23 protein-coding genes are annotated in these 25,766 nt (G+C 54.9%); 16 read left to right on the plus strand and 7 right to left on the minus strand.

The genetic code is table 11. The features are described 5' to 3' along the window. Nucleotides 1-45 precede the first annotated feature (45 nt). From hslU to ACR0ES_RS16005, 12 genes are all read left to right on the plus strand, one after another. Nucleotides 46-1,353: an ATP-dependent protease ATPase subunit HslU gene (gene hslU / locus ACR0ES_RS15950; RefSeq protein ID WP_480871277.1), complete on the plus strand. Its 1,308-nt coding sequence runs from the start codon at nucleotides 46-48 to the stop codon at nucleotides 1,351-1,353. Between the two features lie 262 nt (nucleotides 1,354-1,615). Continuing rightward, nucleotides 1,616-3,034: a mannose-1-phosphate guanylyltransferase/mannose-6-phosphate isomerase gene (locus ACR0ES_RS15955; protein WP_480773023.1), complete on the plus strand. Its 1,419-nt coding sequence runs from the start codon at nucleotides 1,616-1,618 to the stop codon at nucleotides 3,032-3,034. Nucleotides 3,035-3,087: 53 nt separating this feature from the next. Continuing rightward, a complete protein-coding gene (locus ACR0ES_RS15960) occupies nucleotides 3,088-4,368 on the plus strand; it encodes a glycosyltransferase family 4 protein (protein WP_480871278.1) in 1,281 nt (426 codons plus the stop codon). Nucleotides 4,369-4,710: 342 nt separating this feature from the next. Next, nucleotides 4,711-6,198, plus strand: coding sequence for a glycosyltransferase family 4 protein (locus tag ACR0ES_RS15965; RefSeq protein ID WP_480486888.1), 1,488 nt, complete (start codon nucleotides 4,711-4,713; stop codon nucleotides 6,196-6,198). Nucleotides 6,199-6,438: 240 nt separating this feature from the next. Continuing rightward, nucleotides 6,439-7,476, plus strand: a complete 1,038-nt coding sequence (gene gmd / locus ACR0ES_RS15970) for a GDP-mannose 4,6-dehydratase (protein ID WP_480482570.1) — start codon at nucleotides 6,439-6,441, stop codon at nucleotides 7,474-7,476. Further along, on the plus strand, nucleotides 7,476-8,369 hold the full coding sequence (locus ACR0ES_RS15975; RefSeq protein WP_480773025.1) for an NAD-dependent epimerase/dehydratase family protein: 894 nt from the start codon (nucleotides 7,476-7,478) through the stop codon (nucleotides 8,367-8,369). Before gmd ends, ACR0ES_RS15975 begins: the two co-directional genes overlap by 1 nt. Before the next feature lie 384 nt (nucleotides 8,370-8,753). Beyond that, nucleotides 8,754-10,769, plus strand: a complete 2,016-nt coding sequence (locus tag ACR0ES_RS15980) for an FkbM family methyltransferase (RefSeq protein WP_480871279.1) — start codon at nucleotides 8,754-8,756, stop codon at nucleotides 10,767-10,769. A gap of 34 nt (nucleotides 10,770-10,803) precedes the next feature. After that, entirely contained in the window at nucleotides 10,804-11,802 is a 999-nt protein-coding gene (locus ACR0ES_RS15985) for a hypothetical protein (protein ID WP_480559158.1), read from the plus strand. Between the two features lie 539 nt (nucleotides 11,803-12,341). Further along, complete coding sequence (locus ACR0ES_RS15990; protein ID WP_480482562.1) at nucleotides 12,342-13,139, plus strand: inositol monophosphatase family protein; 798 nt, start codon at nucleotides 12,342-12,344, stop codon at nucleotides 13,137-13,139. 4 nt (nucleotides 13,140-13,143) lie between these two features. Next, nucleotides 13,144-14,838, plus strand: coding sequence for a Na/Pi cotransporter family protein (locus ACR0ES_RS15995; protein ID WP_480773027.1), 1,695 nt, complete (start codon nucleotides 13,144-13,146; stop codon nucleotides 14,836-14,838). A gap of 154 nt (nucleotides 14,839-14,992) precedes the next feature. After that, nucleotides 14,993-16,093 carry an alpha/beta hydrolase gene (locus tag ACR0ES_RS16000; protein ID WP_480871280.1) on the plus strand — a complete coding sequence of 367 codons (1,101 nt, stop codon included), beginning with the start codon at nucleotides 14,993-14,995 and terminating at the stop codon, nucleotides 16,091-16,093. Continuing rightward, nucleotides 16,090-17,310, plus strand: coding sequence for an MFS transporter (locus tag ACR0ES_RS16005; RefSeq protein WP_480871281.1), 1,221 nt, complete (start codon nucleotides 16,090-16,092; stop codon nucleotides 17,308-17,310). The genes ACR0ES_RS16000 and ACR0ES_RS16005 overlap by 4 nt, the downstream gene beginning before the upstream one ends. Here ACR0ES_RS16005 and ACR0ES_RS16010 read toward each other — a convergent pair. Genes ACR0ES_RS16010 through ACR0ES_RS16020 form a run of 3 tightly spaced genes read right to left on the minus strand, consistent with a single transcriptional unit; the run spans nucleotide 17,307 to nucleotide 19,593 of the window. Further along, on the minus strand, nucleotides 17,307-17,894 hold the full coding sequence (locus tag ACR0ES_RS16010; RefSeq protein ID WP_480871282.1) for a Smr/MutS family protein: 588 nt from the start codon (nucleotides 17,892-17,894) through the stop codon (nucleotides 17,307-17,309). The genes ACR0ES_RS16005 and ACR0ES_RS16010 overlap by 4 nt on opposite strands. Next, on the minus strand, nucleotides 17,894-18,934 hold the full coding sequence (mltA, locus tag ACR0ES_RS16015) for a murein transglycosylase A (RefSeq protein WP_480871283.1): 1,041 nt from the start codon (nucleotides 18,932-18,934) through the stop codon (nucleotides 17,894-17,896). The genes ACR0ES_RS16010 and mltA overlap by 1 nt, the downstream gene beginning before the upstream one ends. Continuing rightward, nucleotides 18,931-19,593 carry a Tim44/TimA family putative adaptor protein gene (locus ACR0ES_RS16020; protein WP_209506870.1) on the minus strand — a complete coding sequence of 221 codons (663 nt, stop codon included), beginning with the start codon at nucleotides 19,591-19,593 and terminating at the stop codon, nucleotides 18,931-18,933. Before ACR0ES_RS16020 ends, mltA begins: the two co-directional genes overlap by 4 nt. 108 nt (nucleotides 19,594-19,701) lie before the next feature. Here ACR0ES_RS16020 and ACR0ES_RS16025 point away from each other — a divergent pair, with 108 nt between their 5' ends. Further along, the gene (locus ACR0ES_RS16025) at nucleotides 19,702-20,202 is read left to right on the plus strand and encodes an FxsA family protein (protein WP_267364719.1); all 501 of its coding nucleotides are present in this window, start codon (nucleotides 19,702-19,704) and stop codon (nucleotides 20,200-20,202) included. 54 nt (nucleotides 20,203-20,256) lie between these two features. Further along, entirely contained in the window at nucleotides 20,257-20,757 is a 501-nt protein-coding gene (gene secB, locus ACR0ES_RS16030) for a protein-export chaperone SecB (RefSeq protein ID WP_209506872.1), read from the plus strand. Between the two features lie 24 nt (nucleotides 20,758-20,781). Here secB and dnaQ read toward each other — a convergent pair whose 3' ends face one another. From dnaQ to ACR0ES_RS16050, 4 genes are read right to left on the minus strand one after another with little or no spacing between them, the layout of a single operon-like run. After that, on the minus strand, nucleotides 20,782-21,504 hold the full coding sequence (dnaQ, locus tag ACR0ES_RS16035; RefSeq protein WP_480559168.1) for a DNA polymerase III subunit epsilon: 723 nt from the start codon (nucleotides 21,502-21,504) through the stop codon (nucleotides 20,782-20,784). Next, nucleotides 21,497-22,090 carry a dephospho-CoA kinase gene (gene coaE / locus ACR0ES_RS16040; RefSeq protein WP_480871284.1) on the minus strand — a complete coding sequence of 198 codons (594 nt, stop codon included), beginning with the start codon at nucleotides 22,088-22,090 and terminating at the stop codon, nucleotides 21,497-21,499. Before coaE ends, dnaQ begins: the two co-directional genes overlap by 8 nt. Next, the gene (locus ACR0ES_RS16045; protein ID WP_267364724.1) at nucleotides 22,087-22,920 is read right to left on the minus strand and encodes a shikimate dehydrogenase; all 834 of its coding nucleotides are present in this window, start codon (nucleotides 22,918-22,920) and stop codon (nucleotides 22,087-22,089) included. Before ACR0ES_RS16045 ends, coaE begins: the two co-directional genes overlap by 4 nt. Beyond that, entirely contained in the window at nucleotides 22,917-23,516 is a 600-nt protein-coding gene (locus tag ACR0ES_RS16050; protein ID WP_480871285.1) for a Maf family protein, read from the minus strand. The genes ACR0ES_RS16045 and ACR0ES_RS16050 overlap by 4 nt, the downstream gene beginning before the upstream one ends. A 404-nt stretch (nucleotides 23,517-23,920) precedes the next feature. Here ACR0ES_RS16050 and ACR0ES_RS16055 point away from each other — a divergent pair, with 404 nt between their 5' ends. Further along, entirely contained in the window at nucleotides 23,921-24,370 is a 450-nt protein-coding gene (locus tag ACR0ES_RS16055; protein WP_209506877.1) for a CopD family protein, read from the plus strand. A gap of 122 nt (nucleotides 24,371-24,492) precedes the next feature. Beyond that, nucleotides 24,493-25,764: a transcription termination factor Rho gene (rho, locus tag ACR0ES_RS16060; RefSeq protein WP_267364726.1), complete on the plus strand. Its 1,272-nt coding sequence runs from the start codon at nucleotides 24,493-24,495 to the stop codon at nucleotides 25,762-25,764. The last annotated feature ends 2 nt before the right edge of the window (nucleotides 25,765-25,766 follow it).

Genomic DNA, 25,766 nt, shown 5'->3' on the forward strand with positions numbered 1-25,766 from the left:
ATTACCTAGACCGCATCACGCAAATACGACCGAGAGGATTGCCCTTTGACCGACCTGACCCCGCGCGAGATTGTCTCGGAACTGGATCGATTCATTATCGGGCAAAAGGATGCCAAGCGCGCTGTGGCCGTTGCCCTGCGCAACCGCTGGCGCCGCAAGCAGTTGCCGGACGATATTCGCGAAGAGGTGTATCCAAAGAATATCCTGATGATCGGCCCCACCGGTGTCGGCAAGACCGAGATCAGCCGCCGTCTGGCCAAGCTGGCGCGCGCACCCTTTATCAAGGTCGAAGCCACGAAGTTCACCGAGGTAGGCTATGTCGGTCGCGACGTGGAACAAATCATCCGCGATCTGGCCGATGCCGCCATTCTGCAAACACGGGAATTCATGCGCGAAGACGTCAAGGCCAAAGCCTATCAGGCCGCCGAAGACCGCGTGATTGACGCCATCACTGGTACGGATGCCCGTGAAGGCACACGAGAGATGTTCCGCAAAAAGCTCAAGGCGGGTGAACTGGATGAAACGGTCATCGAACTGGACGTCGCGGACAGTTCAAACCCAATGCCGATGTTCGATATCCCAGGACAACCTGGCAGTCAGATGGGGATGATGAATCTGGGCGATATCTTTGGCAAGGCGTTTGCCGGGCGCACTGTAAGGAAACGTCTGACTGTCGCCGAAAGCTATGACGTGCTGATCGGAGAAGAGGCAGACAAGCTGCTGGACGATGAGACGGTCACCCGCACCGCATTGGAATCGGTGGAACAGAATGGCATCGTTTTTCTGGACGAGATTGATAAGGTCTGTGCCCGCACAGAAGCGCGTGGCGGTGATGTAAGTCGCGAAGGGGTGCAGCGCGACCTGCTGCCCCTGATCGAAGGTACAACCGTCTCGACAAAACACGGTCCGGTGAAAACCGACCACATCCTGTTCATCGCATCCGGCGCGTTCCATATCGCCAAACCGTCAGACCTTTTGCCCGAGCTGCAAGGCCGTCTGCCCATTCGGGTAGAGCTGCGCGCGCTGACCGAGGAAGACTTCGTGCGCATCCTGACTGAAACAGACAACGCACTGACCCGGCAGTATACAGCCCTCATGGCCACCGAAGAGGTCACGGTTGGGTTTACCGAGGATGGTATTGCTGCCTTGGCGCGGATCGCAGCCGATGTGAACCAGAGCATTGAAAACATTGGTGCGCGGCGACTTTACACAGTCATGGAACGGGTCTTTGAAGAGCTGTCATTCACCGCACCAGACCGGGCCGGAACAGAAATAACGGTCGATGCAGAATTCGTGAACGACAATCTGGGTGAATTGACCAAGTCGGCGGATTTGAGCCGCTACGTTTTGTAGCAGCTCGGATCCGATACTGCCGCTTTTCCCTTTTGCCAACTGGAAGCGTGGCGGTTTGTCTGAGGCATGCCACGTTGGAGGAACGTGGCGATCGAACCTCAACTGGGAAATTGAGGCCGAAATGCCTGGACAATGCGGTCTCAGGAGGCAGGTGTTTAGCGTTTTTTCGCCAAAACGTACCCAGTGGTAGTGGAACAACCTTGAAATTGCGCCCTTAAGTTGACACTAGGCACTTGCATTTATTGGCAAAGGTTATCTGATCGTGTCCATCACTCCTGTTCTTCTTTGCGGTGGTTCTGGCACCCGTCTTTGGCCGCTGTCCCGGAAATCCTATCCCAAGCAGTTTACAGCGATCACCGGGGACGAGACCCTGTTTCAATCCTCGGCCCGGCGCGTGTCAGGGTCGGACTATGATGCACCAGTAGTGGTGACCGGATCTGATTTCCGGTTTATCGTGACTGAACAATTGCAGGCGGCTGGCATTGATCCAGGCACGATTCTGATTGAACCTGAGGGGCGCAACACCGCGCCGGCGGTTCTGGCGGCAGCCCTCCATGTGGCAAAGTCCGACCCCGAAGCCCTATTGCTGGTTCAGCCCTCCGACCATGTTGTACCTGATGCTGACGCCTTTCGTGCAGCCGTGGCTGCAGGTGTGCCAGCAGCCCAAGCCGGGCAGTTGGTAACCTTTGGGATAACACCGGATCGGCCCGAGACCGGCTATGGCTATCTTAAACTGGCTGGAGCACCGGAGGGCACCGCTCCTGTCAAACTCGACAGCTTTGTCGAGAAACCAGATGTTGAAACCGCCTCTGCGATGCTGGCCGACGGCAAGCATCTGTGGAATGGTGGCATTTTCCTTTTCAGGGCCTGTGACGTCATCGCCGCTTTTGAAACCCACGCCCCGACACTGATGGCTCCGGTCCGGGCCGCTTGCGAAGCTGCCAAAACGGATTTGGGTTTTCTACGGCTGGACCCAGAGGCCTGGAAGCAGGCCGAAGATATCTCGATCGACTATGCGGTGATGGAAAAGGCCGACAACCTGAGCGTTGTTCCATTTTCTGCTGGCTGGTCTGACCTGGGTGACTGGGGTTCGGTTTGGCGTGAGGCGGGACCGGATGACAACGGAGTTGTGGCCACAGGTAATGCGACCTCAATAGACTGTAATGACACGCTTTTGCGTTCTGAGGCGGGTAATTTGGAAGTGGTCGGCATCGGCCTGAAGGACATAATCGCTGTGGCTACATCCGACGCGGTTTTGGTGGCGGACAAATCCCGTGCGCAAGACGTGAAGAAGGCTGTCGAGGCGCTCAAAGTAAAAGGCGCAAGCCAGGCCACCATTTTTCCCAAGGATTTCCGCCCGTGGGGTTGGTTTGAAAGCCTGGTGGTTGGCGGACGTTTTCAGGTCAAGCGTATTCATGTACACCCCGGCGCAGCACTATCGCTACAAAGCCATCACCACCGGTCCGAACACTGGATTGTTGTTGAGGGAACCGCGAAGGTGACCGTCGATGACGACGTCAAGCTGGTCACTGAAAACCAGTCCGTATACATTCCGCTTGGCGCTGTGCATCGCATGGAAAACCCAGGCAAGGTTCCAATGGTGCTGATCGAAGTGCAGACCGGAAGCTATCTGGGCGAAGATGACATCATCCGCTATGAGGACGTCTATTCCAGGGTCTAGGACACGGTTGGATAACCGCTTTAGACTGACCGGGTGGCCGAAGGAAAACGGAAATGGAAAACGATCTCAATGCAGCCAAGAAGCGGCAGGTTGTCTATGACCTGACCGAGGTGCTTTTAGCCTCGACCGGTAAGCTGCGTTATTACGGGATCGCCAGGGTCGTTGCCGAGATTGGCGCTGAGCTCAGAAAACAGGACGCGTCCGTCAGATTCGCCGTTTTCTCGCAGGGTCATAATGAACTTCTAGAAGTATTCCCAACCATACGAGCAGATGGTGGCGTTGACCTGAACGTTCCAATCGGTATCCGGCAAATGCGCGTGCGCAGTCACCACTACACCAAGTCAATTATGAGGGATCTGGTGCTGGCGGCCGTCAGACCGCTGGTCGGGCGCAGAAACCGCAAAGCCTGGGAGGCGATAGCCCCAGACATGACGCCCATCGACATGTCTGGAAAGACGTTGGTGAGTTGTGGGCGGCCCAAGTTGATCGTTGAAATCCTGTGCACTCTGGATCGTAAAGGGGTGTCTTGCGATATCATTCCATTGCTGCATGACATGATCCCCATGCACGATTTTGAACACCAGCTGGCAAGTTTCCCGCGCAACTTCATAGGGGATAACCAACTGCTGGTTTCCCGCGCCAAGGCGCTGTTAACAAACTCCGAATTTACGCGACAGGAAGTTCTGGACTTCTCCGAAAAAGGTGTTCTGCCGGAAGCGCCAGAGGTCTACGCAGTCCCCTTGGTTCATGAATGCCCCGAGGGAACCGAGCAATCCGAGCAAGATATTCCGGATAATCCATATATCATGACAGTTGGATCGATGCTGGGCCGCAAGAACCTGGATGTCGTATTCGAAGCATTGCGCATTCTGAAGCGTGACGGGAAAGACGTACCCACTTTGGTTCTGGCAGGGGCGTTGCGTCACAAAACAAGCACCTATCTGCAATCAGACGAATGCACAACGATCCGTGAGCACGTGGTCTTCCGCGAGAACCCCAATCAGACAGACCTTGTAAACCTGTACAAGAATGCTTTGGCACTTGTCATGCCTAGCCGAATGGAGGGCTGGGGTTTACCCGCCGGTGAAGCCTTGTGGTTCGGTACACCAGCGCTTTGCTCTACTGCGGCGGTTCTGAAAGAAGTGTGCGGAGATCTTGGTGTCTATTTCGATCCAGATCGGCCTGATCAACTTGCAAACCATATCACAAGGCTGCTGACAGATCCGGAGTTCGCTCAGAACCTTCGCGCACGCATTGCTGCGCATAAACCGCAGCTTCGCACTTGGTCGAACGTTGCAGCGGACGTGCGAGCGGTATTGCAAAGACTGGACTAACGGGACCGTTACCCATCCCGGCAATAGAGCCCATAAACTTTGAAAGGACTGTCATGCCTGGCAATTCCCCTCTAAAATGTCACGTGGTTTTGGTCCAATCGACCTCGGCGCTGCGCGCAGGTCTCAGCATTACTCGGCATTCTGTCAGGCAGACGCCACACTCGCCGTCAAGAGTCAGCCCTTCTGTTGTGTGAACCTCAATTTTCCAGAAAAGCGCGATTACTTGCTCATGAAGTCGAGTTAGTCGCAAAAGCCCTTAAAATCAGTACACTTCGGTATTACTGCGAAACAATCCAAGAAGATGAGACCACTTCATCTGGCAGACTGCATGGAGAGTAAGCTATGAACGCCCCTACGTTTAACCAAGATGGCAAAAAAGTATTCTTCGATATCTCAGGACTAATCGACTATATCAAAAAAGTTGATCGCTACTCGGGCATTCAGCGTGTTGTTGTTGAGTTGATCTCAGAGTTTTCTAAACTAAGCGATCCAAAGCTTGTTTACCTTTGTTGGTGCGATGCAAACTCCGGTGTTCAGCGCTGTTTGCTTCTGGAGGAAATGGGTCGAGAAACCCTTACGTCGCCAGCTAAGCTGCGGCAGATTTTCTATCCTTGGAAATCCGCGCGCTCAAATCTTCCAATGTTGGACGGGTACCGGAACCGCCCTGCAAAGTATTTCTTCCACCGCACCAAATTGGATGTGATGAGCTTTCTCAGAAGAGAGTCCGTATTTCGAAAAAAGGACATGTCATCAGAGATGTGGCGCGCGGCCCGGCGGAAGAAAGCACCAGTCGAAACCTCGGGGTCTCGCCGAACCGAGCAACCTTTGTTCGATGTGGCAATAGAAGGTGACCATCTTGTGCTTCTGGACAGCAGTTGGCTGGCGCGCCACACTCAGGCGTTCAAAAAGGCGAAAGCGAATGGGATGGAAGTACATTCGCTGGTGTACGATCTGATCCCTATCGTGGCACCACAGTTTACAGCTGGAAGCATGCCTTATGTATTTTATGACTGGCTTTTAGACAGTCGGGAGTACACAAGCCGCTACATGACAATCTCTGAGGCGACCCGGCAGGATCTTTTACGCTTTTTTCAAGCACACGATATCCAGAGAAATGCGACCGCTGTTCCCTTGGCGCAGGCGGGGTTGTCCAAGATTGGGCTCGAAGACGAGAATGCCCAGAAACAAGGGCCCGTGTCTTCGCGGATTTCGTTCGACGCTTTCCCCCATCTTGAAGACGCCAGCCAGCTAAGTGTCCACCTGCGGAAAATTATTGGTGAGCCTTATGCGCTTTGTGTTGGTACGGTCGAACCACGCAAGAATATCTGGCGCACCGCGATGGCGTGGAAGTACCTTGTTGATCAGGGCCATGTTGATCTGCCTAAGCTTGTGTTTGCCGGCCGCAAAGGCTGGCTTACAGACGAGTTCGATAACCTATTAGAGGGGACAGGCGATATATACGGCTATGTAAGCATGGTTGACGGACCAACAGATGAGGAGCTTGGCGTCCTTTACAAGAACTGCCAGTTCGTGCTGATGCCGAGTGTTTACGAGGGATGGGGCCTGCCCGTGGGCGAGGCGTTGGCCTACGGAAAAACGGCCGTAGTCGCCCAGAATAGCTCGCTCGTCGAAGTAGGAATGGATCTTGTTGAATATTGTGATGCAATGAGCGTCCAAAGCATCGGCGAGGCCGTCTTAAGGCTCAATAACGCTGCCCACCGTTCAGAACTGGAAGAAAAAATCAAAACCGCGCCACTGCGCAGTTGGTCAGATGTGGCTCGGGATATGGGGCGGGCAATGTACGCACCCAAAAAAACCGATGCATATTGACGTCTTTCACGACTTATCGCAGGCCCAATCTTTCATCAGAAAGTCCGCGCTCTTGGTTCTAAGCTTGGGTTCGCAGGTTTCAATTCCAATACAGAGCTTTGAATTGGCCAGTTTTGTAGCCCTTGCGCGTGAAATAATACTAAAGCGGTCTTGCACACACTACTAAGTTGACAAAAAAGCACTGCTCATGTCGGCCAGGATTTTCCGACAGGCAAAAGACAAAACAGAAAGGGATTAAGAGTGACAAAAACTGCTATCGTCACAGGTATCACAGGACAGGATGGTGCCTATCTCGCTCAGCTGTTGCTGAACAAGGGTTATAACGTCGTGGGGACCTTCCGTCGGGTTGTTTCCACGAATTTCTGGCGCATTGAAGAGCTTGGTATTCGTAACCATCCCAATCTGGATCTGTCGGAACTCGACCTGACTGACATGGGGACAATGATCCGGCTTATTCAGAAGGTGGAACCGGATGAGATCTATAACTTGGCGGCTCAAAGCTTTGTGGGCGTCTCGTTTGAACAACCGCACACAACCGCACAGATCACCGGCGTTGGCGCACTTTATTTGCTGGAAGCTATCAGAATAGTGAACCCCAAAATCCGGTTCTACCAGGCTTCCACTTCCGAAATGTTCGGCAAGGTTCAGGAAGTACCGCAGCGCGAGACGACTCCGTTCTGGCCGCGCAGCCCCTACGGTGTTGCCAAACTATACGCGCATTGGATGACCATCAATTATCGAGAAAGCTACGATATATTCGGCAGCTCAGGTATTCTGTTCAACCACGAAAGCCCTTTGCGAGGGTTGGAGTTCGTAACACGCAAAATCACTGACGCGGTTGCCAAAATCAAACTGGGTCAACTTGATTGCCTTGAGCTGGGCAATCTTGACGCAAAGCGCGATTGGGGGTTTGCCCGGGATTACGTGGATGGCATGTGGCGTATGCTGCAAGCTGATGAACCCGATACATTTGTACTGGCGACCGGTCGCACCGAGACAGTGCGGGATTTTGTCTCCATGGCTTTCAAGAGCGCGGGTATCGAGCTGCGTTTTGAAGGTGAAGGTGAGAAAGAAGTGGCGGTGGACGCCGAAGGCAGCCGTGTTCTTGTGAGGATTAGCCCCAAATTCTATCGCCCTGCTGAAGTGGATTTGCTGATTGGCGACGCGAGCAAGGCAAAACAAGAGCTTGGTTGGGAGGCGACAACATCTTTGGAGGAACTCTGCCAGATGATGGTTGAGGCGGATCTTGCACGTAACGAAAAGGGTGTGTCCTTTTGATGCCGGCACCCCGAGTTCTGATTACCGGACGCTATGGCTTTACCGGACACTATGCCGCAATAGAGCTTGCAGAAGCAGGGTGGGACGTTTGGGGCATCGGAACAAATCCGGCCCCCAAGCCTGATTCCCAATATCTGGAAGCAGATTTGACAGATTCATCGGGTCTAGAGCAGGTCATTACCCATGTCGCTCCGGACGCGGTGCTGCATTTGGCAGGGGTCGCATTTGTGGCACACGGAACCGCCGAGAGCTTTTATCAGGTCAATCTAATGGGGACGCGGTGCTTACTAGAAGCGCTTGCCAACACCGGACATGGCCGCAAAGCCGTCGTTCTGGCCAGTAGCGCGAATATCTATGGTAACGCCGCCGTGCCATCCATAGGGGAATCTACCCCCCCGGCACCTGTTAACGATTACGCGGTTTCAAAACTTGCAATGGAGCACATGGCCCGGCTGTATAACGACCGTCTTCCTGTCGTTATTGCCCGACCATTCAATTATACCGGTCTTGGCCAGGACCCCAAGTTTCTTGTTCCCAAGATCGTTTCTCATTTCCGGCGTAAGCAGCCACAGATAGAATTGGGAAACCTGGATGTCGCGCGGGACTTTTCCGATGTACGCGATGTTGCGCGAGTGTACAGGTTGCTTCTGGAAAACGCGCCCGAAGGTGAAACCGTGAATATCTGCTCCGGTAAAGCAACCGCGCTGGCAGAGATTCTGGACATGTGTCGAACCATAACCGGCCATGAGATCGAGGTGGTGTCTAATCCTGCCTTTATGCGCGCACAAGAAATCAAGGTTCTGATGGGCGATCCCACACTTCTGGAAAACCTGATCCCGATCGGCATCCGTCACACTCTGGAAGAGACGCTGAAATGGATGCTGAAGGAGTGACCTGAAGCATCTCGATTGCCGCCGCCAGAGGTTCTTGGCAGAACAATCGGCCGTAGCATCCGGATACCATCGCCAACGGGATCGTATATGAACTGCAGGAAAAGGTGCTTGGATCTCTGATTCACATCACCGTTTATGGCCGTCTATTTTCTGATCCAGAACGGCTTGGGGTCAGAGTGATATCAGATTAAGGGTGTTTTGATCCTTCGCCGATCACACCTAAGCTGGCAGATCCTCTGACCTAATACGTAACGCGAAGGAACGCGTGATTTCCGAGCCAGAAACGGGATGACCTCCGTCCTGACTTGTACTAACAATCAGGTAAATATCCGAGAAAAGCGCGATCATCTCGGACAAAACCATGCAAATGTGAAAGTACGGAGTATGACTGACACCTTCTATCGCGATTTCGAGGCACGATTTCGTGGCGATCCTTCTCTTATTCGGGAGCGTTTGCGAGTATACCAGCCCTTCCTGTCGCCACTCGCCGCTCAGAAAGGGGACGCACAGGCGCTTGATCTGGGATGCGGTCGAGGTGAATGGTTGGAAATTCTTGAAGAGGCTGGCCTGAGTGCACGCGGCGTCGATATCGACAAGGGGATGCTTGATATCGCTCACCAAAAAGGTCTGGCGGTTGAACAGATGGAGGCTCTGCCGGCGTTGAAAGCGCTGCCAGACAACGCGCTTGCCCTAGTGTCCGCATTTCATTTGATCGAGCATCTGCCTTTTGACGATATTCGCGAACTGGTAACAGAGGCGCACCGTGTTTTGCGCCCTGGTGGGCTTTTGATTTTGGAAACACCCAATCCGGAAAATCCACTTGTTAGCTTGGTCAATTTTCATCTTGACCCTACGCACTTGCGACCGCTGCCTCCGGGGTTAACCAGTTTTCTCACCGAGCATGTCGGGTTCGAGCGCAACGTGATTCTTCGTTTGCAGGGCAGTGAGCCAAGAGAGGAAACAGCTGCTCATTTGATCAGTCTTTTCACAGATGTTTCGCTTGATTATGCAGTGGTAGCACAGGTTGATGGACCAGAGATCGGTGCTCTGGATGAGGCGTTTTCGCTTCGAATTGGGATGGACCTGATCCAAGGTGTCTACCGGTTTGACAGAGCATTATCAGAGATTCACCGGGCGCTGGGCAACGTTCCACCTCTCGCCACGGAAGTGTCGAGCCTTCGCGATGATATCATGCAACTGCAAAGAACGCACACAATGACCCAAGTTCAACCCAAGCGCGGAGCGCTTGAAAAAAAGCTGTTCCGCACAACGAACGGGCGTCCAGTCCGGACATTGCGGAGGCTGCTCTTCCACGCGAGCGGTAAGCCGCGCGGGATATTTCGTAGGTGGGTATTGAATCACGACGGATCTCCTCGGCGCCAATTCCAGCAATGGATGGCAAGCCCGGAATATCTGGCGCTACACTGGCCGACGAGCCAACGCTTGAACGCAGCACCTAAATCCTCAGAAGACGATGGCAACGGGGCAACTTTCCTTTCAGGGGAGGCTGAAATCTCGACAACAAAATGGGCTTCACCCGAACCCTTCGTGCAAAACTCGGAACTCGTCATGTCGCGCGGTGCCGAAGGAGGGCACTGGATAACCCACCGAAATGATTCCGTGATTGGCGGGTCTCTTCGTCAGACTGGCCAGTTCCAGGAGCGCGCCATTGATGATGTAATGCAGATTCTTGCCCAAAATGGGCATGAAATCGCGACGTCATGTTTCGTGGATATCGGAGCGAATATCGGCTCCCATTCGATCCATGCGGCACGGCGTGGTTTTGACCGCGTTATCGCTTTTGAACCAGACCCGCAAAACTTTCGACTTTTGCGCGCTAACACTTTCCTGCATGACGTAGATCACAAGGTGTCCTGCCACCAAATGGCAGTATCGGACAGAAACGGCACGATGCAGATGGAGCTCTCGCCTTCCAATTTCGGAGACCATCGCCTTCGCGTCTCAGGCGACATCGCGAATAATCTACATGATGAGGGCGATTGGATCCTTCAGGATGTGCCGGTTCGGACCTTTGACAGTTTAGTCGAGGATGGCCTGCTGCCTGAAGACGTGCCCGATTTGATTTGGATCGATACGCAAGGGCATGAAGGTCACGTGCTGGCCTGTGCAAAAAGAATGGCCACAATGCGTTGCCCGGTTGTGCTTGAGTTTTGGCCCTATGGTCTTGAGCGTTCCGGGGGTTACAAAATGTTACGCGACGCAATCGCATCACGCGACGATATCCAGGTCATTGATCTTGGCACATCTAACCCGAATAGCCTAAACCAGCTATCACTTGATGCGCTTGATCAGATGTACGAGGCATTGCGACAAGGCGAGTCCAAGGCCGGTTCTCCGCATACTGATCTTTTGCTGATGCCAAATCTTACAGACTCTTGATACCATTGCTACAATTCAACTACGGAAACCTATCGTGAAACTGCGTCGGGTCTTATCGCGCTTCTTGCATTCTTCCGAAACGCTGCCTTTGTCTGCGCCGGCCCCGCAGATGACTGCAGCTCATCTCGCTGAAATTGCGGGGCGCCAGGAACGGTTACTGCTGGCCACTGGGCAGGTTGCTGCCCGGCAGGTTCAGGCAATGGTAAGGCTTGAATGTATCGCCGACGCAGAATTCCGCATCCATTCTCAATTCGGGGAAGATGGCATTATCGAATGGTTGGTCTCGCAACTGCCAAGCATACCACGCGTTTTTGTTGAGTTTGGAGTTGAAAACTATACCGAAGCGAATACGCGCTTTTTGGTGCGCCACAGGGGGTGGCGCGGTCTGATCATGGATGGGTCAGCCGCGAATATTGCGTATGTTCGGGCAGATCCAATCCACGTCTTTAATGACATAACGCCCGTTGAAGCCTTTATTACTGCGGAAAATATTGACACTCTGCTGATCGAACACGATCTGTCGGGCGAAATTGGCATTCTTAGTGTCGATATTGACGGCAACGACTATTGGGTGCTGGATGCGATTAGCTCCGTATCTCCGGCGATACTGATTGTTGAATACAACGCGATCTTTGGTGATTTGCATAACCTGACTGTCCCTTACGATCCGGGCTTCGAACGTTTCTCGGCACATTATTCAGGCCAGTATTATGGTGCATCTCTGGGTGCGTTCAAAATGCTGGCCGCTGCGAAAGGGTATCAATTTGTCGGAACAAACTCGGCCGGCGTGAACGCATTTTTCGTACGTGATGACCTCGCCTCACATATCACATCAAAACTTGATACATTTCGCGCATGGCCATCCCGGCACCGGGACTCGCGGGATGAGAATATGGCAATGTCCTTTTTTCGCGGGCTCGATCGTGCAGAACTTATTTTGGATAAGCCTGTTATCGATCTGTCGTCGGGCAAGACGCTGACCCTCCGAGACCTGGGCCCGCTTTACAGTGATCACTGGATAAGCGAAATGTAGAGACCTTAGCCAACCCTGGAACCGCTGACCTTAATTCAGATAGCTGGATCGCGTTACCTAAAAGTGTATTCCATAACAATTCATTAGGTAGATTTCAGTGTATTTACTGTTTGGAGTCGGTCTTCGGAATCACGGCTTTCGGCGGTCGCGGTTTTGCTCAGCTCCGAAATGCTGCTAAAGGCGGCACGATGCCCGGAAACTTGTTTACTGGATAAGTTAAATCTTTGTCTTCAAGTGTGTAGGGGCCGGGACGTCCACAGGAGCTCACTCTTGTTTTCGTCACAACCCTCTGGCCTTTGGGTGCGCCTGTTTGCGTGTAGCCAGCCTTTGCCTGCATGTTCTGAGAATCGAATCATGTTTCAAAATCCACATACTTTTGTGAAAGCGTGGATATTTGGGTTTTTTTATTTGAGTATTTGTTGATTTGTAGGATTATTGTGGGATGTGTTGAGATGAGATCGAGGCGAGACCGCCAAATGGTCGTTCCTGATTTGTAACCGCTCCGGGATCGCAATCATCGTTAAACAGGATAGAAACAAATGCTGAATCCAAAGACGTCACAGACCGATGAAAGCACCGACCTGCTGTCTCATGCGGTAAAGATAGCCGACTTGGCCAGCGAAGCAGCGCGGGGGTATTTTCGTGGCGCGCTGGGGGTTGAGTTCAAATCGGATGAAAGCCCGGTGACACAGGCCGACAAGGGTGTTGAAGCGCAGGTTCGCGCCTATCTTGGACAGCATTTTCCCGATCACGGCGTCTTTGGCGAAGAACATGGGTTCGAGGGTCAGGATTGTCGCGAGGTTTGGATCATCGACCCGATCGATGGAACCCGGTCATTCCTGTCCGGCCATCCGCTGTTTGGATTTCTGTTGGGGCATCTGGTTGACGGTAAACCGGATATCGGCGTGATCGGAATGCCGGCGATAAATGAAATTTTCACCGGCGTTGTTGGCCGGGGCGCCACGTTGAATGGCCGTGAGATCACGACTTCGGCCCAAACGCGGCTGGATCAGTCCATTCTTTTTGTAAACGAAGGGGACAAGATCTATCGCGATCATCCGGCGTTGTTCGACAGGCTGATGCAGTCTGGACAGACCAGACGGTTCGCCTATGATTGCTACCCCCATGCCCTGCTGGCGGCGGGCCATGTGGATGCTGTGATCGACTATGACCTTCAGCCCTATGACTACCTGCCAGTGATGGCCGTGGTAGAAGCTGCGGGTGGGGTGATGACAGATTGGCAGGGTCGGCCGCTTGACCTGAACTCCGACGGCCGGGTGATTTCCGCGGCAACACCCGAGCTGCACGGGGAAATGCTGGACTTGGTGAACGGGTAGGATCATGGCGATAGTAAGCTTTCTCATCAGCCTGGCCGGAGCCACGATGCTGCTGCTTTACGCAGTGCGGATGGTCCGCACAGGGATCGAGCGCAGCTATGGGGCTTCGTTCCAGCGCCTCATGACGGGCCAAAGCCATTACGCGCAGGCGTCAATGGTCGGCATTGTAATGGCGGTGGTTCTGCAAAGCTCGGCAGCGGTTGCCCTTTTGACATCGGGTTTTGCTGCTGGGGGGTTCCTGACCTTTCCCACCGGCCTTGCAATCGTGCTGGGCGCTGATCTCGGTTCGGCGCTGATCATTCAGGTTTTGTCGTTCCAGCTGGGTTGGCTGATACCGTTGCTTCTGGCGGTTGGTGGGTATCTGTTTGTCAAGACCGAGGCCAAGAAGCCCCGGCAATTGGGGCGCATCCTGATGGGGATTGCGTTCATCCTGATCTCATTGCGCTTTTTGCGCGAAGCCATGGACCCGATCCGGGACAGTGCTTTTTTGCCTGCCGTCGCCGAGTATCTGGCGCGCGACTATATTACAGCGTTTCTGGTCGGCGGCGCGCTGGCCTTTGTTATGCATTCCTCGGTCGCGGCGATCCTGATGTGTGTGACGCTGGTCCAGATCGGCGCAATCCCATTTGCTGCCGGGCTGTCGCTGGTATTGGGGGCCAATTTCGGTTCAGCTTTCATACCTGTTTGGCTGAGCAGGGGGATGGAAATGCCTGCCAGGCGCATACCCTTTGCCAACCTGGCCTTGCGCGGCAGCTGGGCGATAGTCACCCTTTTCGCAGCGACTGCGGCACTGCGTGCTGGTGTTCTGGGGGATTTGCAGGGCGGTCAGATGCTGGTCAATGCGCATCTGGCATTCAATGCCTCGTTGCTGTTGCTGGCGCTGCCGTTCTGCGGGCGATTGCGCGCGCCGTTCGAGCAGTTTTTTCCGGACCCGAAATCTGCGAACGCGCTGGCCCAGGCAGGTCGCCCGGCCAGCGCGCTGGATGTGCGCACCGCCGGCAGCCCCTCCCAGGCGCTGTCCAGCCTCAAGCGTGAACTGCTGCGGATGAGCGATCTGGTCGAGTCGATGTTCCGCCCGTCACTGGAATTGTACCGCAGCGGCGACAAGGACCAGATACGCGCCGTAAGGGACATGGACGAAAATGTGAACGACTGCCTGTCGGGTATTCGAAAATTCGTGGCCGCCATTCCCGAGGAGACATTCGGAAAGCAGAACGCAAAAGTGGCGCGCGACCTGATGGAATACGCAATCCGCCTGGAAACTGCGGGCGACGTTGTTGCCAAGCGGTTGACTGTTCTGGCGGGCGACATGCGGAAAAAGGGCGCTTCATTTTCAAAAGAGGGCTGGTCGGAACTGGTTGAGATGCACGAAGGCATCCTGGCCAACCTCAAACTGGCCTCAAACGTTCTGATCTCGGATGATCTGGAAAGCGCCCGCCTGCTGAGCCTTGAGAAAACCGAAATCAAACGGGCCGAGCGTGACAGCCGCAAACGCCACCTCAGACGTTTGCAGCATGGCAGTACGGAAAGCTTTGAAACCAGCGATATACACTTGGAAACCCTGCGCGCGTTCCGTGAATTTAACAGCCATATCGCTGCGGTGGCCTATCCGATCCTGTATCGGAACGGGCAATTGCTGGAAACCCGCCTGATCGAAGAAATGCCGCACAAGGAACAGGACGAGGATACGGAGGTCTAGGTCCAACAGCACCGGTAGAGATCGGTTTCGTACGGATGCGGTCTGTTACAGATTGTAACCGCTCGGGCCAGTTTCTGCCGCTTTTTCGCGTCGTCGTGCTGGACGCGGGATTAGAATAAGATAGCGTGTCGGCAATTGGTTCCGGGGGCTGTCCGTGCTGCGTTTCTTAATCTTCATTCTGTGTCCGGTCGTGCTGGCGGCATGTGTTGACCGGACTGTATCCGAAACGCTTCCATCAGCATTGGAAATCGGAACTCCCGAAACGGTTTTTGCGGCCACGACGCGTGCGCGCGAGCCCGATGGCGCGTATGGATTCCGCCGCGCAGAACGCCTGCAATTTCTGGAAACGACCGTGTCGATACCACCGGGCCGTTCACCGGGAAGCCTTAAATTTTCATACGCAAACCCTGACCCGAGAAAACAGTTCGTGCTGGCAGAGGTAGATCAGCTAAGCGGGCCGCAACAGCTGAAAGACAGGCTGAGTGGGGCCGAGGAAGTTACGATTTTTGTGCACGGCTATAACTCCACTCAGACAGAGACATTGTTCCGGGCCGCTCAGCTGTCGCATGATATCGGCATTCCCGGTCAAATCCTTGTCTATTCATGGCCCAGCCGCGCGACAGGCTATGGTTATGCCTATGATCTGGACAGTATGTTGTTTGCCCGTGATGGGCTGGAAGAAACCATTCGTCTACTCAAGTCCATGGGGGTCAAGCGAGTAGCCCTTGTGGCGCATTCAATGGGCGGCGCGCTGGCAATGGAGATGATACGGCAAACCGAACTGAAACAGCCGGGCTGGGCAAAGCGAAATCTGGAAGGCCTTATTCTGATATCGCCCGATCTGGATGTGGATGTTTTTCGGTCGCAGATGAACAGTATCAAAAATCCTCCTGATCCTTTTGTCCTGATGGTGTCCAAGAAAGACAAGGTCCTGAACGTCTCCGGCCGGTTGAGGGGAACCGCCGATGGTGAAAGGCTTGGCAATATCGGATCGGCCGAGAAGCTGTCTGAATATCCGATTGAAATCCTGGATACGACTGCCTTCAACAGCGATGCGGAATCTTCCCATTTTGTGGCCGCCACGTCGCCAGCGCTGTTGACAATCCTTCGCTCCGTGCGCCGGGTCAGCGAAACCTTTGGGCGCGAAGACCGGCGCGGGATTGACATCCTCGTACCACCGAACCAGCGCAATCCGGTTGGCGCCACAGAAATCGTGCTGACTGAAACCGGTCAGGCCCAGGTAAGCAATCCGTGACGCGGGTTTCCCTGCACCGGTTTCTTGTGGACAACGCGACTTGGCTTGCGACCGGCGTTTTGCTGACATTTTTGTCCAGTTTCGGGCAAACTTTTTTCATCTCGGTCTTTGCTGGTGAAATCCGCTCTGAATTTGGCCTCAGCCACGGCGCATGGGGCGGGCTGTACACGTTGGGCACGACCCTGTCTGCAATCGTGATGATCTGGGCCGGAGGGTTGACGGATATCTTCCGCGTACGGGTTTTGGGCCCAATGGTGCTGGCGGGGCTTGCATTGGCCGCCATTGCAATGGCGCTGAACACCTGGCTGCTGCTGTTGCCATTGGTGATCTTTCTGCTGCGGTTATTTGGGCAGGGGATGAGCACGCATCTTGCCGTGGTCGCAATGGCGCGCTGGTTCACGGTTACGCGGGGCAAAGCGCTTTCCATCGCGTCCACCGGCTATGCGCTTGGCGAGGCGTTGCTGCCGCTGATCTTTGTTGGTGCCATGGTCTATCTGGACTGGCGTTGGCTGTGGGTTGCCGCGGCGGGCATCACGGCGCTGGGTATTCCGATCCTGATGCGGCTGCTGCGCGAGGAGAGAACCCCGCAAAGCCTTGCCAACGCGTTTTCAGCATCGGGAATGCAGGGAAAACACTGGACCCGCCGGGACGCTCTGTTCCATCCTCTTTTCTGGTTCATGGTGCCATCAGTGCTTGGGCCATCCGCATTCATCACCGCATTTTTCTTCCATCAGGTTTATCTGGCTGATGTGAAGGGGTGGCAGCATATCCAACTGGTGGCTCTGTTCCCGATCTTTACCGGAGTATCTCTGTTTTCCATGTTTGTCGCAGGATGGGCGCTGGATAAATGGGGAACCGCCCGGATCATGCCTTACTACCAGCTTCCGATCGCACTTGGGTTCGTCATTCTGGGCATGACAAACTCGATCAGCGGCGCAACCCTAGGGCTGGTCTTCCTGGCTTTGACCGTTGGGGCAAACAGCACATTGCCCAGCGCATTCTGGGCCGAATTCTACGGAAGCCGACATATCGGTGCGATCAAGGCGATGGCCGCGGCTGTCATGGTTCTTGGATCAGCCATAGGCCCCGGCCTGACTGGCGTCCTGATTGACCTTGGCATTTCGCTGAATACGCAGTTCATCTGGATTGGCGTATTCTTCGTGCTGGTATGCGTTCTGGTCCGAACCGGCATTTCCCGCGCCCGTCGGGATCTTTAGCGCATTCGCCTGAGATAGACGTAATAGGCGCCGTCGCCGCCATGGCTGATATGCGCGGGCGTGATCTGCATCACCGCCTGCGCCAACGGCGGTATGGACAGCCAGTGCGGCACCTGATTGCGCAGAACGCCGCGCGGGGTAGGGATCGGGCCGGGTTCGTCGCGGTCCTTGCCTTTGCCGGTTACCACCAGAACCAGTCGCTTACCTTGTGCCTGTGCGTTCAGGATAAAACGGATCAACGCAGGATGGGCCGTATCGACCCGCATACCGTGAAGATCCAGCTTGCCTTCGGGCTTTAGCTTACCGCGTTTCATCCGGCCAAAAGCTTTGATATCCATCTGAACAGGCGCGGCACGCAGCGCATCCGTCACCGATGGCTTCAGATCGTTTGGATTAGGTTTCGGCTGAAGGTTCTGACCAAGCTCAAACACCTCAAACCGGGGTTTTGGTGTTTTTCTGGGTCTGGGCTTCGGCAGGGTGGTCGGATGGACACTCTGCGGACTGTCCGGATGCAGTCGCTCGGCCTGTTTGGTGACCTTGCGCCATAGCTCGATCTCGTCGGTTGTCAGTTTGCGCCGGGTCATCAGAATTCATCCGGCAACAGGGCATAGGCGCGCTGAATAGGCAGCAACAGAACCATCCGACCCGGATCTTTCAGTTTGCCCGCAGCCTGCCCGGCCTCTTCACCGGTTCCGAAAAAGATGTCGGCGCGCTGCGCGCCTTTGATGGCCGCGCCCGTGTCCTGCGCGATCATAAGCCGTCGCAACGGGTTTTCACCGTCCTTTTCCACCCAAACAGGTGCGCCCAACGGCGTATAGGCGGGGTCTGCCGCAATCGAGCGCATTGTCGTGATCGACCGGTTCATCGCCCCCAAAGGTCCAAATTCGGGGGCAACGCGTGAGACTTCGCGAAAGAAAACGTATGACGGGTTGTGAAGCAGCAACTCGGCACCGGCCTCGGGGTTTTTGCGCACCCAGGCGCGGATCATCTGGGCGCTGACCTCATGCGCACCCAGAACCCCACGTCGCACCAGTTCAACACCGATCGACCGATAGGGGTGACCATTCGCGCCACCATATCCAACCCGCAGCGCACCGCCATCCGACAATCGAATACGGCCCGAGCCCTGAATTTGCAGAAAGAACAGCTCGACAGGGTCGTCGACCCAGGCGATCTCTAGCCCGCGGCCCTGCATCACATCACCGGTCAGGATGTCACGACGGCTCAGCCATGGTCCTTCGGCACGGGCTTCGGGCGGCATCTTGTAGATCGGGTATTTGAAACGATCTGTCCGGGTGCGCGCGCCGTCAAGCTCGGGTTCAAAATAGCCGGTAAACAGGCCTTCTTTGTCATCTTCGACCAGAACAGGGCGGAAGAATAACTCGAAAAAGGCGCGGGCGGCATCCGGTTCATATGTTCTGGCCACACCACACAAGGCGCGCCAATCCGGATCATCCAGATCACCGCACGTGTTCAGAAAAACGGAAAGGGCCGCGCCGTGATCATCTTCGGCCCAGCCCTGCAGATCGTCAAACGACAGTATGGATCGCGTTGCCTCGGCTTCGGCAGCGCTGGCGATGGTCATTGCACCCACCAGAAAAAGCGACCGAAGCGTTGCAATCATGCGTCCGTGGCGACAAGCAGCCAGTTCGGATCGTCCTTGCCCATGACGCGAGCAAAGGTCCAGCTGTCTTTCTGGCGCTTCACGGAATTCGGGTTGCCTTCCACGATATCGCCTCCGCGATCCCGAACGACCGAGGTCAGCTCCCCCACGAACTTCATTGTGATTTCGGCCTGGTTCGTATCCTTGTCGAATTTCACATCCGTCAGGGTGGTTTCCCGTACGCCAATGAATTCAGCCTCGATGGTCAGGCCCTGATCTTCACGCGCTGCCACGACCGAAACGAAAGTCTCGAACACTTCTTCCGACAGGAAAGGCTGGATTTCATCCAGATTACCCCTTTCAAACCCCATCACAATCATCTCATACGCACCGCGCGCACCCTGAACGAACTCACTGACCGAAAAACCGGGCTCGACCCGTTTCATCGCAGCCAGTGTTTGCGCCTGTTCGCTGTCTTCGGCGACATGGTCGGTAATGTCATGATCCGGGCCGCCATCGATCACCTCGAAACCGCGGCGCGATTTATGGGCTTCAGGCTGTTGCTGCACAGGCGGTTTTTCAAATCCTTCACGCGTGCCCAATACGCTTTTGAGGCGTAGGATCAGGAAAATGGCAATTCCGGCCAGGACCAGGAGCTGGATCATAGGGTTGTCGCTCATTTCATTCTCTTTTCAACGCCGCGACTTTGTATACACGGCCTCATGCCACTATGTAGGTGACAGTGAGTGGCAAGTCCACAGCCCGGCCTAAGGGAAAGGATAACGCAAATGTATCTGTTCTTGGCATTTTTGTTGGTGCCCATAATCGAAATCGCGCTGTTTATTCAGGTTGGTGGTTTGATTGGGTTGTGGCCGACACTTGCCATCGTAGTGCTGACCGCGGTTCTGGGCACGGTTTTGGTGCGGACACAAGGTCGCATGGCGCTTGGACAGCTGCAACGGTCCTTTGCCGAATTGGACGATCCAACCGAACCGCTGGCCCATGGGGCAATGATCCTGTTGTCGGGCGCTTTGTTGCTGACACCAGGCTTTTTCACTGATGCCGTTGGTTTTGCGTTGTTAGTTCCCGGTGTCCGCATCGCCGTGTTCCGGTATCTGAAATCCAAGGTTACCGTGACCCAGTTCCAGATGGGGCCGGGCCCCGGATATCAAACGCGGGGGAACCCGTTCGATCAGGGCGATATCATCGATGGGGAATTCACCGAAGTTCGGCCAAAAAAAGACCCCTCGAAGCCTTCGAAATGGGTGGAAGGCCCCCACCAGCATTGAGGTGCCGCGCCCAACTTGCTAAGCAGTGGCGAATTTCATTTTTGGAGTAGATCCATGGCCGAAGAAAACGCTGCAGAAAACACTGCGGCCCAAGCCGCCCCGCAGGTTCAGATGCGTGTTCTGGGGCAGTTCATCCGCGATATGTCCTTTGAAAACGTGATGGCGCAAAAGGGCGTTTCCGGAGACGTACAACCCGAAATCGCCGTTCAGGTGAATCTGGACGCCAAAAAACGCGCGGCGGACCATCAGTTCGAAGTTTCGATCAAGCTGAACCTGACATCCAAAGCCAAAGGCATGGATGACATTCTGTTCCTGTGCGAACTGGACTATTGCGGCATGTTCCACGTGGAAGGTGTGCCGGAAGATCAGCTGCACCCATTCCTGATGATCGAATGCCCGCGCATGTTGTTCCCGTTCCTGCGCCGCATCGTCAGCGATATCACCCGCGATGGCGGCTTCCCGCCGGTCAACCTGGACAATATCGATTTCGTCGCGCTCTATCGCAACGAGTTGATGCGCCGTCAGGCCGAACAGGCCCAAAAAGCCGACGCGTAAGGTTTTGACCCGTGCCTGACTGGATCAGGCGCGGGTCCACAAGGCATTCTCGCCAAGTTTTTCAACGAAAGCTTCATGTGCTGCGCGTTCATCCTCGGTGATCCGGGATGGCAATGGTGTGCTGCGCGGTGCAGCTCGCCAATCATCGCTGCCACCGTCCGCAGAAGACGCGGATGTCGACAGTCCAAAATCAGGCTGCCTTCCACCGATCAATTCCAGATAAACCTCGGCCAGAATTTCCGAGTCGAGCAACGCGCCGTGCAGCACACGGTTCGAGTTGTCGATATTGAAGCGACGGCACAGCGCATCCAGTGACGCCGGAGAGCCGGGGAATCGTTTACGGGCAATTGCCAGTGTATCCAACGCCTGCTCCATCGGGATAAGCGGGGCACCCATCCATTTCAGCTCGGCATTCAGGAACTTCATGTCGAATGAGGCGTTGTGGATCACCAACCGCGCATCGCCAACAAATTCGCGAAACCCATGGCCAACCTTTGCAAAGACCGGCTTGTCTTTCAGCGTCACTTCGCCCTTTTCCGGCGGGCGCGGGGTATCCAGCAGATCGGGACCAATACCGTGCACGCCAAACGCCTCTTCCGGCATCGAGCGTTCGGGGTTGATATAGACGTGATAGGTTTCACCGGTGGCAACGTGGTTCCACAGCTCAACGGCGCCGATTTCCACGATCCGATCCCCGCTTTCGGGGTCAAAACCGGTGGTTTCGGTATCCAGTACAATCTCACGCATGTGCCATCCCCGCCCGTATCTGCCTGACCACATCCTGCACCTGCGCGCGGGTGTGGTCCAGAGTATCGGTCACGATCACAAAATCCGACCGTGCGCATTTTTCATCGTTCGGCATCTGTTTGGCGCGGATTTGCTCGAACTGCGCCTCGGTCATCGTGCCCCGTTCCATAACGCGCCGCTTTTGGTCTTCGGCCGGGACCGAAACGCAGGCCACCGCATCCATTGCTGCATCACCGCCCGTTTCAAACAAAAGCGGGATATCGAACACCAGGATGTCGCTTGTAGCGCTTTCGCGAAATTCTGCGCGGTCAGCAGCGACCAGTGGATGCACAATCGCCTCAATCGTTTTCAACGTGGTCGGGTCATCCGCGATAATCCGTTTCAACGCGTTTCTGCTAACCACCCCATCAAGTATCGCATCAGGAAAGGCTGCCCGCATTGGTTCAACCGCTGCTCCATCAATAGCATACAGCCGATGCACCGCCGCATCCGCATCCCACAATGCGCACCCTTCTTCAACGAACATCTGCGCTGTGGTGCTTTTCCCCATACCGATTGAGCCTGTCAGGCCAAGCGCAAAACTCATGCCAGGGCCGCCGCGCGCGTATCCGCGTCTACTTCGGGGCGGACCCCAAACCATCGTTCAAACCCGGGAACGGCCTGATGCAGCAACATCCCAAGACCATCGACTGTGGTGCATCCGGCCTCCTCGGCAGTTTGCAGCAGGCGGGTTTTCAACGGGGCATAGACCAGGTCCGTTACCACGGCACCAGGCTGCAACCCATCCAACGGCACGCGCAGCTCTGGCTGGCCCTGCATCCCCAGTGAGGTCGTATTGACCACCAGTTCGGCATTTTCGATGACATTCCCCGCCTGAACCCAATCTACCACGCGAATGCGTTGGCCGAACTCTTCCTTCAGATGATCCGCGCGGGCGCGGGTTCGGTTGGTCAGCAGGATTTCCGGCACCCCGGCATCAGACAAGGCCTGCAAAACGGCACGGGCAGCACCCCCGGCACCAAACACAACCGCCGGGCCATCTTTCGCATTCCAGTCAGGTGCGCCACTGCGCAGGTTTTCCATAAACCCGTACCCGTCGGTGTTATCTGCATGTATCGAACCATCAGTTCGGAACACCAGTGTATTTGCAGCACCAATCACGGTTGCACGGTCAGAAACATGATCTGCGATCTTCAACGCCGCTTCTTTGTGCGGAACGGTCACGTTGGCCCCGACAAAGCCCGCTTTGGGCAGGGTTCGCAGCACAGTCTCCAGATCAGCAGAGGCGACGTCCATCGGGATATAATGCCCGGCAAGCCCATAGGTCTTTAACCAATGCCCGTGCAGCTTAGGAGAGCGCGAATGCCCGATGGGATGCCCAATCACTCCGGCCAAAGGAACCCGATTGTCCGTCATTGCTCGATCATCCCTTTGACAGCCAGAAAATTGAGAAGCTCTAACAGGGGCATACCCAAAACGTTAAAATAGTCGCCGTCAATGGTGGCGAACAGGCGGACACCTTCTTCTTCCAGCTTGTAGGCTCCGACGGCATGGCGAATGCTGTCCCAGTTCCGCGCAACATAGTCTTTCAGATAGGCATCGGAACTGGCCCGCATCCGCAGACGCACTTGCCCTACATGCCTCCAGATCGGCTCACCGTCCTGATAGATCACAGCTGCGGACAAAAGCATGTGCCGCTTGCCGCGCATGGCTTTCAGTTGGGCCAGCGCCTGTTCCGGGGTTTCGGGCTTTGACAGCAGCAGCCCTTCGAAATCCAGCACCTGATCACACCCGATCACCATAGCACCGGGGTTCTTGTCACTGACCTTACGCGCTTTGATCTCAGCCAGCGTATCAGCAATATCGCGTGGCGAAGAATTTTCTGCCAGCAACGCCCTTTTGACCGCCTCTTCATCCACGCGCGCCGTTTGAACCGCAAACAGCACACCTGCGTTCTTGAGCAATTGCGCGCGAATAACAGATCCCGAAGCCAGAAGAATGGGGACAGACATGTGGAAAACCCCGTGTGCAAATCGATAAGAGTTCTGGGGTGTTTTGTATGGTTTTCCGGTTGACACGCAACCCTGGGAATTTTGCGGCAAAGATCCCCGAGTCGCTCAAATCTCATCCCGTCGGGACAAGGATAACTCCAACTCTTGGGATAACAGATGTATCCAATGATACCCATCGGTTTATCCACAGATCAGATTTACCTGATCCAACTTACCTCATTGATTTATATCAATAATTCGTACTATCAACAGAATCACCGGCGATCTCAGATATTCTGTCCCCCTGGGGAAAACGCTAGGGTAAAAAAGTAATCCACGGATTTCTGGCACCCTACAAAACCATCATCCTTTTTCTTTTCTTATTTTTTTATTAGGGAGGGTACCGAACAACGTTCGGAGTCGGCATGACAGACCTTCTTTTCACGATTTACCCGTGGGTGAAGTCATTACATATCATGGCCGTAATCTCATGGATGGCGGGCTTGTTCTATTTACCACGGCTGTTTGTTTATCACGTCGAAAAAGCGCAGGCCGTAGAGGGCGCGCAAGACATCTTCTTTGAAATGGAAGACAAGCTGCTGCGGGTGATCATGCGCCCCGCGATGGTTGTAACCTGGGTATGCGGGCTGATCATGGTGTTCACACCGGGGATCGTCGGATGGGATTTTGCATGGCCCTGGGTCAAAGGTGCGGGCGTGATCGCGATGACCTGGTTCCACCATTGGCTTATGGCCCGAAGGAAGGATTTCCTGGCAGGCCAGAATAAGCTCACTGGGCGGCAGTATCGCATGATGAACGAGGTTCCGACCATTCTGATGGTTGCCATCGTTCTGGCGGTCATTCTGAAGTTCTGAACGCCTGTTTGACTCCGAACGTCGCTGCGCTTATGTAGATCACAACACGCCCGTCCGGGCGGCGTATTTTCCGTACTGAAATTCCACTTCAAGCCGCGTTCTCAGCGGTGAAGGTATGTATCATGTCCAATGAATCCCTGAATCTGGCCGACCTGAAAGCCAAAAGCCCCAAAGACCTTCTGGCCATGGCCGAAGAGCTGGAGATCGAAAACGCCTCGACTATGCGTAAGGGCGAAATGATGTTCCAGATTCTGCGCGAACGTGCCGATGATGGCTGGACCGTCGGCGGTGATGGCGTACTGGAAGTGCTACAGGACGGGTTCGGCTTTCTGCGCTCGCCCGAGGCGAACTATCTGCCGGGCCCTGATGATATCTATGTCTCGCCCGATATGATCCGTCTGCACTCATTGCGGACCGGGGACACGGTCGAAGGCGAGATCAAGGCGCCGGATGAGAATGAGCGTTATTTCGCGCTAACCAAAGTCACCATGATCAACTTTGAAGATCCCGAAAAGGCCAAGCACAAGATCCTGTTCGACAACCTGACGCCTCTGTACCCGGATGAGCGTCTGAAGATGGAAATCGAAGACCCCACCATCAAGGATAAGTCAGCGCGCGTGATCGATCTGGTTGCGCCGATCGGTAAAGGTCAGCGTTCATTGATCGTGGCACCGCCGCGGACCGGTAAAACCGTGATCCTGCAGAACATCGCGCATTCGATCGAACAGAACCACCCGGAGTGTTATCTGATCGTCCTGCTGATCGACGAACGCCCGGAAGAAGTGACCGACATGCAGCGCTCGGTTAAGGGTGAGGTTGTGTCGTCAACCTTCGATGAGCCCGCAACGCGTCACGTGGCCGTGTCGGAGATGGTCATTGAAAAGGCCAAGCGTTTGGTCGAACATAAACGAGATGTTGTTATTCTTCTCGACTCGATCACAAGACTTGGTAGGGCGTTTAACACCGTTGTTCCGTCCTCGGGTAAAGTTCTGACCGGTGGTGTGGATGCGAATGCGTTGCAGCGGCCCAAGCGTTTCTTCGGTGCGGCCCGGAATATTGAAGAGGGCGGATCGCTGACCATTATCGCCACCGCGCTGATCGATACCGGCAGCCGGATGGACGAGGTGATCTTTGAAGAATTCAAAGGTACTGGTAACTCGGAAATCGTTCTGGACCGCAAGATTGCAGACAAACGCGTGTTCCCGGCGATCGACATCCTTAAATCCGGTACTCGGAAAGAGGACCTGCTGGTCGACAAGGGCGATCTGGCCAAGACCTTCGTTCTGCGCCGTATCCTCAATCCGATGGGCACCACCGACGCAATCGAGTTCTTGTTGTCGAAGTTGAAACAGACGAAGACAAACGGCGAGTTCTTCGATTCGATGAACACCTGACA

Source organism: Ruegeria sp. N7 (assembly GCF_056531345.1).